Here is a 15,562-nt window from a genome sequence, read left to right as displayed (position 1 = left end):
ACCTTACTTTACTTCTTGAACATATTCAACAGCCATCTGACCAGCAATAGCTCCATCACCACAAGCAATAGCAATTTGACGTAAAGGTACATCTCTAACATCACCAGCAATATATAATCCTTTAATTGTTGATTCCATTTTATCAGTTGTAGGAATATATCCTTTTTCGTTTTCTAAATGTAAATCTTTAACTGATTCAATCACAGGAGTTGATCCAATGTAAGGGAAAATTGCATCAACTTTTATTGTTTTTTCTCCTTCTGGAGTATTTACTAAAATTGATTCAACTTTTTCTTCACCATTAATTTGTTTAACTTGAGATTTTAAAATAAATTCAACGTTGTTTTGTGCTTTTAATTTTGCAACTTTATTAGCATCGGCTCTAAACACATCTCTTCTTACAATTAAATAAACTTTATCTACTAATTGAGATAAATACATAGCTTCTTGAACAGCAGAATATCCTCCACCTACAACTGCAACTGGTTTATTTTTATAAAATGCACCATCACAAACTGCACAATAACTTACACCTTTACCGTATAATTTATCCTCACCAGGAATACCTAATTTATTTTCTTCAGTTCCACTAGCCAAAATAACTGAAATAGCTTTTTTAATTTCACCATTTGATAATTCTACTTCAAATAGATCTTCATTTTTTACAATTTTACTTACACCATAAAATTGAATTTCAGCTCCTAAACTCATCGCTTGCATGTACATTTTCATAGCTAAATCAGGTCCGGTAATTGTTTCAAATCCAGGATAGTTTTCAATTAGATCTGTTTTAACTAATTTTCCACCTGGAGCTGAATGTTCAAACACAGCTGTTTTTAATCCTGCACGTGTTGTATAAATAGCTGCAGTTAGTCCAGCAGGACCTGCACCAACTATTAAAACGTCATAAACTTCATTAGTAAGATTTTTCATATAATCAACCTATCTCTCTTCATTTATAAGGCGCTATAAATTGCGCTATTAATATTATTGCAATTCCACTTAATAAAATTAAACTTAAAATAATAAAATTTATTACTGAATGATTTTGAATAAAATATTCTGTTGGTTTTCTAAATGATTCTAAAATAATTCTAATAATTAAATAACCTGTAATAAAACACCCAGTAGCAACACCACATCTAATAACTAAATAATTGTGTGGATTATGTAACTTTTCTAATTCTTTTGAATATGGATTTACATTAAATATTTTATTTCAAATACTATATGTTTTATAGTAATTGTTTTGTTTTTGTTTAAAGATTTCTTTTTCTTTATCTAATTCTTGTTTTAATAAATTTAATAATTCATTATATTGATCTGAGTTTTTATTTAATCTAGATAATTTTAAATCATAATCTTTTTGAATTTTAATTAGTTTATTTTTATGTTGAATTTTGATTCTTTTAAATTGTTGTTCAGCATTATATTTTGAATCAAAATAATTAAAAATTTGTTTTTCAATTTGATTTACACTATTTTGATCAGGTTCATATCAATAAAACGCTTTATTTCAAGCTTGATAAAATGAAAGTTTTAATTCAATTTCTTGATCATCTTTATTTATAATAACTTTTTTATATTTAACAGGAACTAGTGTTTGAATATCTTTAATATCACTTTCTTTTAATGATTTGTATTGTTTATTAAATCAACCTGGAAATGCTTTTGGTTCTAATTCTCAAGGTTTAGGTTTTGAAAATCACATACCTATATTTCTAATAACAAAAGTAATTAATATTCATAATATAAAATTTAAAAATGATTCAAATAAAAATAATGGTTGATTGTAAGTTATTTTTTGATTTAAAACTTGATCAAAAGTTTGATTGTTATATTCACTGCTTATAAAATGTTTAATTTTATCATAAACATCACTTCCAACTATTCATCATCCATCGTGATTGATTAATAGATCATTAACATTATCAGGATTATGAAAAGTACCAAAACTAGGAAAGTAAAATAATTTATTTTTAATAAATTCAGGTAAATAATAAAGTGATTCATAACTAACTTGAGGACCTAATATTTCGTGATTATAAAAATTACCTCATCGACCAATCATTTGACCTAATAAAATATTTGGAATTATACAATCAGCATAAACTCATAATGATATTTTAGTTACTTTAGATCTTTTTAAAAAGAATGCTATACCAAATAACGTACCAAATAATAAAGAACCAAATAAAGACATACCAGGATCTCAAAAGAAAAATATTTTATATCAAGTATTTGGTTGTTGATAAAAAGGTAAAAATATTTTTCCAAAAATAGTTGCTCCTAAAATACCAGCAGGAATAATTATAAAAATTGAAGTTTCAAATTCTTTTAATGGAATTCCTTTTCTTTTTAAATGAACAATACTAGCAATTATTACTAAAATAATTCCAATAAACATAAAAATTGGATAAGCTGGCACTACTCCAAAAAGATTTCTGGCTTTTGATGGATCACCATTTTGTTCTAGTCATTGATAGTACGTATTTGGCATTTAATTTTTCCTTTCTAATCGTCTGATTCTTGAATAAATTTAATAGTTCTTTCTTCTAGTAAATCATCTATGTTTTCTGCTTGATCTGATTGATTAATTTTAAATTGACCAACTGCTGCTTGAATAATATTTGTAACGCTTCGTCCAGCACTAACTGGAATAGAAATATGTTTAACTTTAACTCCTAAAATATCAATTTCATTTCATTCAAAACCAAGTCTTTCAGTTGAATCAATTCCATTTTCTCTAAATGGTACAAGATCAATAACTAAATCAACTGGTGATTCTTCCATAATAATTTGATATCCACTAGCTTTAGCTATATCAAAGATTCCGATCCCTCTAACTTCAACTAAGTTTTTTAAAATAGGGTGAGATTTTCCATAGATTGTATTTGCTTTTTGAGTAAGAATTATTCTATCATCACCAACAAATAAGTGGTTGTTTTTTACTAATTCTAAAGCTATCTCTGATTTCCCGATCCCCGATCTTCCTTTAATTAAAACTCCTTTTCCAAAGATATTTAATAAAGTAGCATGTTCTTCAATTGTTGGACAGAAAAAAGTATCATAAACATCTAAAAATCTTCTTATTAATTGTGCTGTTGATTCATATAAAATTTTTACTAATGGTTTATTTAATTTTTTAGCTACATCAACTAGAACTTCATCATCAAAATTCTTAGTAATAATAATTAAAGGTGGATTTACATTGATTAGATCAGTATATTTTTTCATTCTAGTTTCTTTATCAAACATTGACATATATTGTTGTTCTTTTGTTGATAGTAAAACAACTCTTCTATAAGTTTTATCATCTAATTCTCTAAAAAATCCAGTTAATTCTAAACCTGCACGATTTAATCCATAACTTTTAATTTCATTATCTAAATTATTTTCTCCAGCTAAAATTTCACAATCTAATTTTAAATTATCAATAAGTTTTTTAACGGTTAATTTTTTCATAAACTCTCCTTTATCACTAATATTTATTTTACTCTATATTAAGTAATTAATTAAAAAGTAAATATTTTTAAAATTCTTAAAACACTAGTAATTTATCATTTTAAACCTGAACTTTTCACAAGTGTGTGACTAGTTTAGGTTTTTATTAATCTCTTTGTACATTGATTTATATCTCTTTCAGATATTTTAAATGCAGATAAAATTATTTTTTGAGTCTTACTTAAACCATATGAACTAACATATGTTTTATTGAATTTTGCTAGTTCCATTTTTGATAGTTCACTAAACAGTGTATTCACTGTATGGTGTCTATTGTCAGATAAAAATTCTTTCATGCAATAACTAAAATACGATCTAACAATTAAGGCTAAAAATGAAATAAACATCTTTGATTCTAAAACTAATCTGTCTTGAACGTTGAATTTATTTAAATCAAAAGTTGTTTTAACAGTTGAAAAGGCTTTTCAACAAGATCTCTTTTTGTACTGAGTAAGTATAAATTCTAGATCAGAATCTATGTTTGAAACTATTATTGAAAAACCTGCATTTTTATGAACTTTTTCAAATACATCTTCTTTTAAAGAAATGATTTTTTGTTTGTTTTCATTTAGACTAATATCAAAGAAATTTTTGTATTCTTTTTTAAAGATTCAACGTCTAGCTTTGAATCTAAAATAGTTTGTTTAGCTTTTGCATTTTTCTGAAAAATGCTTTTTCTTATTTTCAGCTAACTCTCCATTGTAATAAATGTAGACAAATTGCTCTTTTTCACCAATAACTTTTGTTCTAAGTTTTAGTCCATAACAACCAAATTTTTCTATATAACAATTAAAATTATCCTTGATCTTATTTCTGTTTTCTTCTAATAAAACGTCTAAAGATTTATTTCTTGATTTGGCCATAATTATGTATTTGTAGTCAACATTTTGAAGATAATTTACATTTTCAGTATTAAAAATCCTCTATCCATAACTAATGTAGGATTTTTATACCCATATTCTATGCTTTTATTAATTAATTCTTTGCATTGTGTTTGATCTGTAACAGATCCTAAAAAGTTTGATAAAACAATGGCATTGTAGTTTCATTGTCTATTACATAAGCTAAGTTGACTTGTTTTAATCCTTGATCAACTTTTGCTTTGCCGTATTCAGCAAGTTTTATGTTTTCTGAATAAGTGTTAAAGTTAGTTGAGTCTAAAGATAAAATAATATCTCTTGAAAGACTATTTTTCTGAAATTCAACGTTTCATATGTATGTGAATTCCATTATCAAATCTTCAGTCAAAACATTATTAAATAATCTTGAAATTGTTGATTGGCTATCTATTTTATTTCCAAAAATAGCATTTCTTCTTGCTCATTTTTCATAATGTTGAATTGTAGAACTTTGTTCATCAATGAAATAGCAAATCAAAGATTTTATTAAATCAGTTTTTCTTTAAAAACTTTATTTAGTATTGAATTTATGTTTAACATTTCTAATATTTTGCCAACAACTAATCTTGCACCGAATGATAAAACTCTTGAGAATTGACTATCATTTTTTTCAAGAGAAATACCAAAATCTCCAAAATAGGTAACGTAGTTTTTATTTGGTATCATCATTGTTTCTTTTCATCAGAAACAATCCCTATACACGCTCTTTCGTTTTCACTATAACCCTTTTCTTTATTAAAAATTTTCTTAGTTGTGTAGTAAACATAAGTGCAGTTTTTTCTTCTACTAAATACAATATCTTTTGATGGTATTTTAACCGGTTTAAAAGCCATTTTTTATCCCCTTTACTAGTTACATTATATCACTATTTAAAGGAAAAATCTATCGTTTTTCAAAATAAAAACCCTTTATTTAAAAGGGTTTTGCATAATTATTATTAACTAGTTACAAAATTGTGAAAAGTTCAGGTTACAAAAATAGTTGTTTTATTACACTTAATATTAAAAAATAGTTTTAAATAATTGAACCTTAAAATTTGTAAAATTCTTAATGTTACTGTGTTAAAAAAAAAAAAAAAAGAAGTAAAATAAAATTGTTATGGCAAGAAAAGGTAAATTATTAAGTATCATTGCCGGGTTATTAGTTAGTTCTAGTTCAGTAGCTGGAGTAACGGTAGGAGTGTTACATAATAAAAGAAAACTAGACGCCAAAAATCTTAACCTTACCAATGATATTCCTGAGAGCGTACGTTCTCTAAAAATTCTATACACTGAAAATCAACAACTTATATTAGATCAAATAAATGTACAACGCAAGATTTTAAGAACAGAAAAATCACATATAGAGATCGAACTTAAAAATGTTGAATTTAAATTTAACCCAAGTGTTCCTAGTGTGACAATTTCTGCTAAAAAATCAAGCAAGTTTCTTAAAGGTTCAGTAGAAATAAAATTTAACAAACCAAACATCAGTTCTCTAATAAAAGAAGAGAATAAAAATCTTGGTGTTTTTGAAGTGCGTACCATAGAAAAAGTTATTGAAAGATTAGTTGAAAGAAATCTTTTAAATAACAAAGATTTTAATGCTGAAAAAATCAAACAAAACTTTGATATTCAAATTAATGAACAAGAAAAAACTATCAAAGTTAAAGCAAAATCAGATTCTATTTTTTATGTTGGTGAAGTTGTGTTTAGATACAATCTGCCTCAATTTTCAACACTTCTTAAATCAACTGAAGATCATAAATCAATTCAATCTCATATAAGTGGACTTGTAGATGATCAACCAGACACTATTTTAGATAGATTCTTTGAAATAAATAAAGAAATATTAGAACAAGATACAGTAAAAATTACTCGTGAACAATTAAAATTTGAATTAGTTGAAAATGAAGCAAAAATTACTGTTGAAAATAACATAAATTATGAAGGTTCAATTAATGTTTCTTATTCAATTAAAACTGATATTGCAAGTTTAGGATTAAACACTAATGCTGGAGCATTTAATTCAAATGAACAAAACAAAATCATTGAAAAATTTATTAAAGATAACGAACAAAAACTTCCTGGATTTACTGTTGAAAGTTTTAATGTTCTTTCAAATCAAAATGGAAAATTAAAAATCCAAGTTAAATCTGATAACGCTCAATATCAAGGTACTGTTGAAATTAATTATTCAATTAAAACTGATATTGCAAGTTTAGGATTAAACACTAATGCTGGAGCATTTAATTCAAATGAACAAAACAAAATCATTGAAAAATTTATTAAAGATAACGAACAAAAACTTCCTGGATTTACTGTTGCAAGTTTTAATGTTCTTTCAAATCAAAATGGAAAATTAAAAATCCAAGTTAAATCTGATAACGCTCAATATCAAGGTACTGTTGAAATTAATTATTCAATTAAAACTGATATTGCAAGTTTAGGATTAAACACTAATGCTGGAGCATTTAATTCAAATGAACAAAACAAAATCATTGAAAAATTTATTAAAGATAACGAACAAAAACTTCCTGGATTTACTGTTGCAAGTTTTAATGTTCTTTCAAATCAAAATGGAAAATTAAAAATCCAAGTTAAATCTGATAACGCTCAATATCAAGGTACTGTTGAAATTAATTATTCAATTAAAACTGATATTGCAAGTTTAGGATTAAACACTAATGCTGGAGCATTTAATTCAAATGAACAAAACAAAATCATTGAAAAATTTATTAAAGATAACGAACAAAAACTTCCTGGATTTACTGTTGCAAGTTTTAATGTTCTTTCAAATCAAAATGGAAAATTAAAAATCCAAGTTAAATCTGATAACGCTCAATATCAAGGTACTGTTGAAATTAATTATTCAATTAAAACTGATATTGCAAGTTTAGGATTAAACACTAATGCTGGAGCATTTAATTCAAATGAACAAAACAAAATCATTGAAAAATTTATTAAAGATAACGAACAAAAACTTCCTGGATTTACTGTTGCAAGTTTTAATGTTCTTTCAAATCAAAATGGAAAATTAAAAATCCAAGTTAAATCTGATAACGCTCAATATCAAGGTACTGTTGAAATTAATTATTCAATTAAAACTGATATTGCAAGTTTAGGATTAAACACTAATGCTGGAGCATTTAATTCAAATGAACAAAACAAAATCATTGAAAAATTTATTAAAGATAACGAACAAAAACTTCCTGGATTTACTGTTGCAAGTTTTAATGTTCTTTCAAATCAAAATGGAAAATTAAAAATCCAAGTTAAATCTGATAACGCTCAATATCAAGGTACTGTTGAAATTAATTATTCAATTAAAACTGATATTGCAAGTTTAGGATTAAACACTAATGCTGGAGCATTTAATTCAAATGAACAAAACAAAATCATTGAAAAATTTATTAAAGATAACGAACAAAAACTTCCTGGATTTACTGTTGCAAGTTTTAATGTTCTTTCAAATCAAAATGGAAAATTAAAAATCCAAGTTAAATCTGATAACGCTCAATATCAAGGTACTGTTGAAATTAATTATTCAATTAAAACTGATATTGCAAGTTTAGGATTAAACACTAATGCTGGAGCATTTAATTCAAATGAACAAAACAAAATCATTGAAAAATTTATTAAAGATAACGAACAAAAACTTCCTGGATTTACTGTTGCAAGTTTTAATGTTCTTTCAAATCAAAATGGAAAATTAAAAATCCAAGTTAAATCTGATAACGCTCAATATCAAGGTACTGTTGAAATTAATTATTCAATTAAAACTGATATTGCAAGTTTAGGATTAAACACTAATGCTGGAGCATTTAATTCAAATGAACAAAACAAAATCATTGAAAAATTTATTAAAGATAACGAACAAAAACTTCCTGGATTTACTGTTGCAAGTTTTAATGTTCTTTCAAATCAAAATGGAAAATTAAAAATCCAAGTTAAATCTGATAACGCTCAATATCAAGGTACTGTTGAAATTAATTATTCAATTAAAACTGATATTGCAAGTTTAGGATTAAACACTAATGCTGGAGCATTTAATTCAAATGAACAAAACAAAATCATTGAAAAATTTATTAAAGATAACGAACAAAAACTTCCTGGATTTACTGTTGCAAGTTTTAATGTTCTTTCAAATCAAAATGGAAAATTAAAAATCCAAGTTAAATCTGATAACGCTCAATATCAAGGTACTGTTGAAATTAATTATTCAATTAAAACTGATATTGCAAGTTTAGGATTAAACACTAATGCTGGAGCATTTAATTCAAATGAACAAAACAAAATCATTGAAAAATTTATTAAAGATAACGAACAAAAACTTCCTGGATTTACTGTTGCAAGTTTTAATGTTCTTTCAAATCAAAATGGAAAATTAAAAATCCAAGTTAAATCTGATAACGCTCAATATCAAGGTACTGTTGAAATTAATTATTCAATTAAAACTGATATTGCAAGTTTAGGATTAAACACTAATGCTGGAGCATTTAATTCAAATGAACAAAACAAAATCATTGAAAAATTTATTAAAGATAACGAACAAAAACTTCCTGGATTTACTGTTGCAAGTTTTAATGTTCTTTCAAATCAAAATGGAAAATTAAAAATCCAAGTTAAATCTGATAACGCTCAATATCAAGGTACTGTTGAAATTAATTATTCAATTAAAGAACAATTTAATACAATTCAAGGAATCGCAAAAGATATAAACAATCTTAAAAACAACAATACTCAAAGTGTGTTAAACAGTTTTATTGAATTAAATACTGATTTATTAAATTTAAATAAAATTACTCGTCAACAATTAAGAGTTCAAGTAAATGATAAAGTTGCAACAATTACAGTTAATGGTAATGATAAATATCAAGGTTCAATTCAAGTGAATTTAAGTCTATCAAAACAAACTCATGATTATTTAAATGTGCTATCAGATGTTAAACATGACACTATATTAAGAAGAATAAATGAACTAAACAATTGAAACTTGAGTTTAAATGATCTGAATATAGAAATTAACGGTAAAGATATAAGAATTACAGGAAAAGAAAATAAAACCAAAGGACTTATTGGAACAATTAATTTTGAATTTGGTGTAAAAGCTACTTATAAAGACAAAAATAAAGAGTTAACAAGAATTGGATTCTTTAAAAATTCTTTTGGAGAATGACAAATAGAAGCAGTTAATGCTGATACAAATAAAGTAGTTCCAATACTACCTACATTTATAAATAGTTTAGAATCTGCATTCACAAGAAATAGAAACACAACAATTTCAGGATTAGAAAGTTGAGATACTTCTAATGTTACAAACATGAAGTCTATGTTCCAACACGCAACTAAATTCAATCAAGCATTAGGAGATAAATTCAACACTTCAAAAGTAACTAATATGAGTTTTATGTTCAACAGAGCTTATTCATTTAATAGCTCTTTAGGTATTAACTTTGACACTTCAAAAGTAACAAACATGGAAGCTATGTTTAAAGAAGCAAAAAGATTCGATCAAGTATTAGGTGAAAAATTCAACACTTCTAAAGTAACTAATATGAAAGAAATGTTCTATCAAGCTCACAAATTTAATAAATCATTAGGCAATCTATTTGACACATCATTAGTTACAACAATGGAATCTATGTTTGGTGAAGCAAAAGTATTCAATGGATCTTTAGGTGATAAATTCAACACTTCTAAAGTAGCTAATATGAGCTGAATGTTCTGAAGAGCGGAAAAATTCAACCAATCATTAGGTAATTCATTTGATACTTCAAAAGCTACAACAATGGAAGGTATGTTCCAAGAAGCAAGAGCATTCAACCAAGTGTTAGGTGATAAATTCAACACTTCAAAAGTAACTAATATGAGACGAATGTTCTACTATGCAAATTCATTTAATAAATCATTGGGAGATAACTTTGACACTTCACAAGTTACAAACATGGAATCTATGTTTGGTGAAGCAAGAGCATTCAACCAAGTGTTAGGTGATAAATTCAACACTTCAAAAGTAACTGATATGAGCTGAATGTTCTGAAGAGCAGAAAAATTCAACAGTTCTTTAGGTAATGACTTTGACACTTCACAAGTTACAACTATGTTAGGTATGTTCAATGAAGCAAAAGTGTTCGATCAAGCATTAGGAGATAAATTCAACACTTCAAAAGTAACTAATATGGAAAAAATGTTCTATCAAGCTCACAAATTTAACAAATCTCTAGGTAATCTATTTGACACTTCACAAGTTACAAATATGAAGTTGATGTTTGGTGAAGCAAAAGCATTCAATGCATCTTTAGGTAACATATTTGACACTTCAAAAGTAACCGATATGAGCTGAATGTTCTGAAAAGCAGAAAAATTCAACAGTTCATTAGGTAATGACTTTGACACTTCACAAGTTACAACAATGGAAGGTATGTTCTCTGGTGCTAGTTCATTCAACCAATCTCTAGGAGATAAATTCAACACTTCACAAGTAACTAATATGAAAGAAATGTTCTTTAGTGCAAATGTATTTAACAAATCATTAGGTAATTCATTTGACACTTCAAAAGTTACAACAATGGAATATATGTTTAGTAAAGCAAGAGCATTCAACCAAGTATTAGGAGATAATTTCAACACTTCTAAAGTTGAAAATATGAAGGATATGTTCTCTGGTGCTAGTTCATTCAACCAATCACTAGGAAATAAATTCAACACTACAAATGTAAGAAATATGCAAAGTATGTTCTCTGGTGCTAGTTCATTCAACCAATCACTAGGAAATAATTTCGACACCACAAATGTAAATAATATGAGAGGTATGTTCCATCAAGCTAGAAACTTCAACCAATCTCTAGGAGATAAATTCAATACCTCAAATGTAACAGACATGACAAGCATGTTCCATCAGGCTGTTAGATTCAATGGATCATTAGGTAATAATTTCAACACTTCTCAAGTTACAAGTATGGTATCTATGTTTGATAGTGCATATGCATTCAACCAATCTCTAGGAGATAAATTCGATACTTCAAAAGTAACAAGTATGGAACAAATATTCTATGACGCTAGAAACTTCAACCAATCTCTAGGTAATAACTTTGACACTTCACAAGTTACAAATATGCGTTTAATGTTCTACAACACACCATTCAACCATTCATTAGGAGATAAATTCGATACTTCAAAAGTAACAGATATGCGACGTATGTTTTTAAATGCAAAAGCATTCAACCAATCTCTAGGAGATAAATTCGATACTTCAAAAGTAACTAGAATGGAACGAATGTTTGCTAATGCATCAAGTTTCAATCAAGACATATCACACTTTAATACTTCACAAGTTACAACTATGGAACAAATGTTTGCTGGTGCATCAAGTTTCAATCAGAACATTAATACTAAAGAAATAGAAAAAGCAGATGGTTCAAAATACACTGCTTGAGATGTTTCAAAAGTAACAGATATGACTAAGATGTTCGAAAACGCAAGAGCATTTGATCAAGATATTTCTAAATGAAATGTAACAATAAGTGATACTAAAAAATTTGAAAACTTTAACAATGGAGCTAACCCTGCATTTAAAGATCAAAAACTACCTGAAAAAATTAGAAATTCTTTGAGAACTAATAGTTAATAATTTAAAACATAAAATAGAGTTTATTTAATAGACTCTATTTTTATTTTTATATTGTAATAACTCTCTTTTGATATAAAATTTAAATAGTAAACATTGTCTTATAAGTTTATTAGAAAGCGAGAAAAACTATGAAGAAATTTTTAAGTGTATTAACAGCATCAGCAATCTTACTAACTACTGGTTCTTTTGCTTTGATAAACAATAACAATTCTAAAAATAATATCATTTTAAAACAAACAACTAATATTGCATCAAACTCTGAAACAACCACTGAAACTAAAAAAAACTTATCTGAGTTAGTTGTAGACAAAAATATAGGTGAAATTCTTAAAGATTCAGATCAAGAAATTATTGTAGCTATAAATAGAAAAAATAAAAATGCTAGTTTAGATATCAATCAATTAAAAATTGAAAAAAACCAAGATGGTAAAAAAGCTAAAATTTCAGCAAAAGATGATAGTAAAAACTATCAAGGATCAGTTGAAGTTGAATTTATTGTTAATAAAGAAGCTAAATTCGATTTAAAAGATTTAATTATAAAAACAAAAGATATTAAGATAAAATTACCAAAAAATGTAGATATTAAAAAAGCAAAAAAAGATATTTTAAGAGCATTAAGTATTGCAAATATAAAAACAACTTCAGCTTTAGATGCTAACCAATTAGAAATGACAAAAGCTGAAATCACTTTTGAAAAAGAAAAATACAAATCTGTATCTGTAACTTTTAAAGCTATCGAACCACAAGTTGATTCAAATAAAAAACAATCAAAACAAGATGAAAAGAAAACTGTAATAAACTACAAAGGAGAAATAACTGCTAAATTTAATATTGAAATTAAACCAGATCAAAAACCTGACAACAAAGGAGTTATTATCGCTTTATCTATTGCTTCAGCTTCTGTTTTAGCAGGAACTGCAATCCTAGTTACTAAAAAATATAAAAAAGCACCAACTAACTAATAAGAAATTAAAACCAAATTAAGTTTGGTTTTTTATTATTTTAAAGCAGAATAATTAAGCATTATTTAGTCAAAAAGTGGTGCTTAGTTAAAATTTAATAATATTGTCAATATTAGCTATAATAAGTTAAAATATATATTAGGAATAATTAATAATTTATATTAATTCATTTTTATTAAAAATTATTCACTAATAATGAAAAGGAAGGACTTGTATGAAAGTTATAGTATTAGGTACTAACCACGCTGGTACTACAGCAGTTAGAACATTAAAAAGATTAGACCCAACTTGTGAAGTTAATACCTATGATAAAAATGATGCTATTTCATTTTTAGGATGTGGTATTGCTTTATGAGTTAAAGGGGAAGTAAAAGACCCAAATATGTTATTTTACGCTACTCCAGAAACTTTAAAAGAAGAAGGAATTAACGTATTTATGAATCATGACGTTTTATCAGTTGATGATAAAACTAAAACAGTTACTGTTAAAGATTTATTAACAGGTGAAGTAAAAACTGATAATTACGATAAATTAATCGTTGCTACTGGAACATGACCACTAATTCCTCCTATCCCAGGAATCGATTTAGATGGTGTTCAAATTTGCAAAAACTACCACCACGCAAAAAAAATTCTAGAACACAACTTAGATAAAAATTACAAAAAAATCGCAGTTGTTGGTGCAGGATACATCGGAGTTGAATTAGTTGAAGCATTCAACGAATTTGGAAAAGATGTTACTTTAATTGACGTTGCTGACAGAATTATGCCAGTTTACTACGATAAAGAATTTACTGATTTAATGCAAGAAAAAATGACTAAAGCAGGTGTTAAATTAGTATTAGGTTCAAAAGTTACTGAATTTAAAGGTGAAAACGGAAAAGTTACTCAAGTTATTACTGATAAAGGTTCAATCGATGTGGATTATGTAATCTTTTCAGTAGGAGTAAGACCACAAACTAAAATTCTTGAAGGAGTTTGTGACTTAGACGAAAGAGGAGCTATTGTAACAAACGATTACATGCAAACAACAAATGCTGATATTTATGCAGTAGGAGATTGTGCTCAAGTTTACAACAAAGCTTTAAACAAAAGTGTTCCAATCCAATTAGCTACAACTGCAGTTAGAACAGCTGTTACAGCTGCAACAAACATTGTTAGAGGAAATGTATTAAAATCACCTGGATATACTGGTGCAAACGGTATTTCAGTATTTGATTTCCATATGGCAAGTGTTGGAGTTTCGGTAGAAGCTGCTAAACGTTTAGGAATGGAAGTAGAATCAATCAATTTCCACGATTTAGATAGACCTGAATTCATGTCATCAGCACACGATGTATGATTCAAAGTTGTTTGAGACAAAAACACAAGAAAAATTGTTGGAGCTCAAGTAGCAAGTGAAAAAAATCATACAGAAGTAATGTACATGTTAGCTTTAGGAATTCAAAAAGACTTAACAATTGATGAATTACCACTAGTTGATATTTTCTTCTTACCACACTTCAACAAACCATTTAACTTCATTTCATTAGCTGGATTAGAAGTTTTAGGTTTAAATTACTTTAAAAAGAAATAGTTTATGATTAATTTATTAATTTCAAAATACCATGATCCAGCTATTAATTTAGCGATTGAAGAATACTTAACATATCATTGAAAATCAAAAGATCCAATTGTGTTTTTCTGACAAAATGCTAATACTATTGTTGTTGGACGTAACCAAAACACATTTGCTGAAATTAATTTAACTGAAGCTTGAAAAGACGGAGTGAAAATCATCAAAAGAAATACTGGTGGTGGAACTGTTTTTCAAGATTTAGGTAATGTCTGTTATTCATTGATTGTAGATAATTCAACTGATGATGTAGATTATCAAAAAGCTTTACAACCAATAATTACTTATTTAAATGACAATAAAATACCTGCTGAATTTTCAGGTAGAAATGACATGGTAATTGATGGATATAAAGTTAGTGGTAATGCTCAATTAAAAACTAAAAATAAAACTTTAGTTCACGGAACATTATTATTTGATGTTGATTTATCTAAAATAGCTAAATATCTAATTGTTGATCCAGAAAAATTAAAACACCAACAAGTTAGATCAAAACCAGCTAGAGTAAGAAACATTAAAGATTTCTTCAAAGATCTAAATATCGATATCGATTTAGATACATTTATCGGTAATGTAATTGATTCATATGTTAAAAATGAACAAATTCATTGAATTGAATTAACAGATGAAGAAATTCAATCAATTAATAGATCTAAATTAGAAAAATATGATAGATGAGAATGAAACTTTGGTCGCAATACAAATTTCTCTTTAAATAAAAAGAAATATTTAGAATCTAAAGGATTTATCCAAATCAGTTTAGATGTAGATAACGGAACTATTAAAGATATTAAAATTTATGGTGATTTTTTAGGAACTCAAGGTACTGAAGAATTAGAGAAATCTTTAATAGGAGTTTCATTTAAACAAGAAGACATCGAAAAAGTATTAGATAGTTACGATTTAGAAGAAATCTTTGCTAAAAACTTTACTAAAGAAGATTTCATAAATTTATTATTTGAATAATTTAT

Annotated in this window: 11 protein-coding genes; 4 read left to right on the top strand and 7 right to left on the bottom strand. The window is 26.5% G+C overall.

Features of this window, described 5'->3' with window-relative positions:
• Positions 1-3: 3 nt before the first annotated feature.
• The 7 genes from trxB to NX779_RS02630 all read right to left on the bottom strand — a co-directional run bounded on the left by trxB (position 4) and on the right by NX779_RS02630 (position 5,072).
• The gene (gene trxB, locus NX779_RS02660) at positions 4-933 is read right to left on the bottom strand and encodes a thioredoxin-disulfide reductase (RefSeq protein ID WP_259429881.1); all 930 of its coding nucleotides are present in this window, start codon (positions 931-933) and stop codon (positions 4-6) included.
• Positions 917-2,500: a prolipoprotein diacylglyceryl transferase gene (locus NX779_RS02655; protein WP_259429880.1), complete on the bottom strand. Its 1,584-nt coding sequence runs from the start codon at positions 2,498-2,500 to the stop codon at positions 917-919. Before NX779_RS02655 ends, trxB begins: the two co-directional genes overlap by 17 nt.
• A gap of 14 nt (positions 2,501-2,514) precedes the next feature.
• On the bottom strand, positions 2,515-3,465 hold the full coding sequence (gene hprK, locus NX779_RS02650) for an HPr(Ser) kinase/phosphatase (protein WP_259429879.1): 951 nt from the start codon (positions 3,463-3,465) through the stop codon (positions 2,515-2,517).
• 134 nt (positions 3,466-3,599) lie between these two features.
• Positions 3,600-3,800, bottom strand: coding sequence for a hypothetical protein (locus NX779_RS02645; protein ID WP_259429878.1), 201 nt, complete (start codon positions 3,798-3,800; stop codon positions 3,600-3,602).
• Positions 3,801-4,148: 348 nt separating this feature from the next.
• The gene (locus NX779_RS02640) at positions 4,149-4,367 is read right to left on the bottom strand and encodes a hypothetical protein (RefSeq protein WP_259429877.1); all 219 of its coding nucleotides are present in this window, start codon (positions 4,365-4,367) and stop codon (positions 4,149-4,151) included.
• A 148-nt stretch (positions 4,368-4,515) separates the two neighbouring features.
• Positions 4,516-4,881 carry a hypothetical protein gene (locus NX779_RS02635; protein ID WP_259429876.1) on the bottom strand — a complete coding sequence of 122 codons (366 nt, stop codon included), beginning with the start codon at positions 4,879-4,881 and terminating at the stop codon, positions 4,516-4,518.
• An 8-nt stretch (positions 4,882-4,889) separates the two neighbouring features.
• Positions 4,890-5,072: a hypothetical protein gene (locus tag NX779_RS02630; RefSeq protein ID WP_259429875.1), complete on the bottom strand. Its 183-nt coding sequence runs from the start codon at positions 5,070-5,072 to the stop codon at positions 4,890-4,892.
• A gap of 429 nt (positions 5,073-5,501) precedes the next feature.
• Between NX779_RS02630 and NX779_RS02625 the strand changes: the two genes are divergently transcribed.
• From NX779_RS02625 to lplA, 4 genes are all read left to right on the top strand, one after another.
• The gene (locus NX779_RS02625; protein WP_259429874.1) at positions 5,502-12,011 is read left to right on the top strand and encodes a BspA family leucine-rich repeat surface protein; all 6,510 of its coding nucleotides are present in this window, start codon (positions 5,502-5,504) and stop codon (positions 12,009-12,011) included.
• Between the two features lie 131 nt (positions 12,012-12,142).
• Entirely contained in the window at positions 12,143-12,976 is an 834-nt protein-coding gene (locus NX779_RS02620) for a hypothetical protein (protein ID WP_259429873.1), read from the top strand.
• A gap of 214 nt (positions 12,977-13,190) precedes the next feature.
• A complete protein-coding gene (locus NX779_RS02615) occupies positions 13,191-14,552 on the top strand; it encodes an FAD-dependent oxidoreductase (protein WP_259429872.1) in 1,362 nt (453 codons plus the stop codon).
• A gap of 3 nt (positions 14,553-14,555) precedes the next feature.
• A complete protein-coding gene (gene lplA, locus NX779_RS02610) occupies positions 14,556-15,557 on the top strand; it encodes a lipoate--protein ligase (protein ID WP_259429871.1) in 1,002 nt (333 codons plus the stop codon).
• The last annotated feature ends 5 nt before the right edge of the window (positions 15,558-15,562 follow it).

Origin of the sequence: Mycoplasma cottewii, assembly GCF_024918975.1 — a bacterium.
Taxonomy (GTDB): Bacteria; Bacillota_I; Bacilli_A; order Mycoplasmatales; family Mycoplasmataceae; genus Mycoplasma; species Mycoplasma cottewii.
The sequence above is the reverse complement of the archived record's forward strand: the minus strand, read 5'-3'. Positions and strand labels throughout refer to the sequence as shown.